This is a genomic window from Streptomyces sp. NPDC091412 (genome assembly GCF_044756885.1).
Taxonomy (GTDB): Bacteria; Actinomycetota; Actinomycetes; order Streptomycetales; family Streptomycetaceae; genus Streptomyces.
Genome location: NZ_JBIVTV010000044.1, coordinates 20882 through 22158, shown reverse-complemented (window position 1 = coordinate 22158; position 1277 = coordinate 20882). Strand labels below are relative to the sequence as shown.

The following is a 1277-nucleotide window of genomic DNA, read 5'->3' as shown; positions in this document are numbered from 1 at the left end:
TAAGGGGACGTTTGTGCTGCTGATGCGCAGGTTTAGCTGTTTTGTGAGTCGCCCGGGATCGACCGATTAACGCACCTTGCATCGAATATGCAGTGGGAGAGTCGGTTGCCGGCGTGGCGTGTTGTCGCGTTCTGTCTTAACAGCTGCTGTCCGGTTCGAGCTGTTACTGCTGGTCATGGTCACCGCTGCGAGCGTCTGCGACAACGAAGCCGGCAGACAGTTCCTGACCCGCAGCGCAGCCACCCATCCCACGATAGGCAAGGTGTGGGTCGACGCCGGCTGCAAGAACCAGGCCGTCGAACACGGCGCGAGGCTCGGCATCGATGTCGACGTCGTCCCCCGCGATGCCCGGGTCAAGGGCTTCTCCGTTCTGCCCAGGTGGTGGGTCGTGGAACGAAGCCTCGGATGGATCATGATGCGCCGCCGACTCGCCCGCGACTGCGAAACCAGCCCCGAACCCGAGAGCATGATCCGCCTCGCAGTGATCTCCGCCCTCGCCGAACGCGTAACCGGCGAAACCACCCCAACCTGGCGAATCGAAACGGGTATCACGCCCACAAGGCCTGAATGTTGATCAGATGCCCTTTTATACGCAGCCGGGTGGGTTTGCGGGGCCTGTGCAGTCCGTGTTCGTCGTTTGTGTTGTGGTTTTTGTTGTCTGGGGTGTTGCTGCGGCGTTTGTTGTGCCTGCTGTTGCGGTGAGGAGTGCGGCGATGCAGAGCGCGCCGGCTAGGTGTCGGATGTGTTTGCGGGTGTTTGTTGCCATGATGCTCTCCCTCTGGTTTGGGATGGATTGCTCCTTGTTTGCCGGTTTGGTATTTCAGCTTGGTGGTGTGGCTGGACTGCTGTCAATCTCTTTGTTTTCCCTGGTCAATGGCTTGGTGGGGGGTATGTGGTGGGGTGGTGGCCGGTGGTGTCGGGCTGCGGTCGTGTCTGCCCGGCGGCCGAAGGTCTCCGGCTCGCCGCGGTCGGCTCGGGTTTGCCGCCCCAAGGGGAAAGTAGGTGTCCGGTTTGCTGTGTCCGGTTCGGTTTTGCCGTTCGCGGGCGGAGCTGGTTTGGTTTTGCCGTTCGCGGGTGGAGTGGGGGGTTAGAGTTTGATCACGGATATGGAGGCGGAGCCGGAGTTGGCTGCGTAGGCGCGGTGTCCGTCGGGGGAGAGTGCTATCCATACCGGGTACCCGGCGACGTGGATGGGGTTGCCTACGGTGTGGTTGGTGGTGGTGTCGATCACGGACACTGTGTCCGAGCCGGCGTTGGCGGTGTAGGCGCGGCGTCCG

Annotated in this window: 1 protein-coding gene and 1 pseudogene; one reads left to right on the top strand and one right to left on the bottom strand. The window is 62.2% G+C overall.

The window, feature by feature from the left end; all coding sequences use genetic code 11:
* Positions 1-160: 160 nt before the first annotated feature.
* Positions 161-574: pseudogene (locus ACIQMV_RS38825) on the top strand (IS5/IS1182 family transposase); the annotation flags it as partial.
* A 513-nt stretch (positions 575-1087) separates the two neighbouring features.
* Here the strand turns inward: ACIQMV_RS38825 and ACIQMV_RS38820 are convergent.
* Positions 1088-1277: YncE family protein (locus ACIQMV_RS38820; protein WP_402597814.1), on the bottom strand; the 190-nt coding region annotated here is incomplete at its 5' end.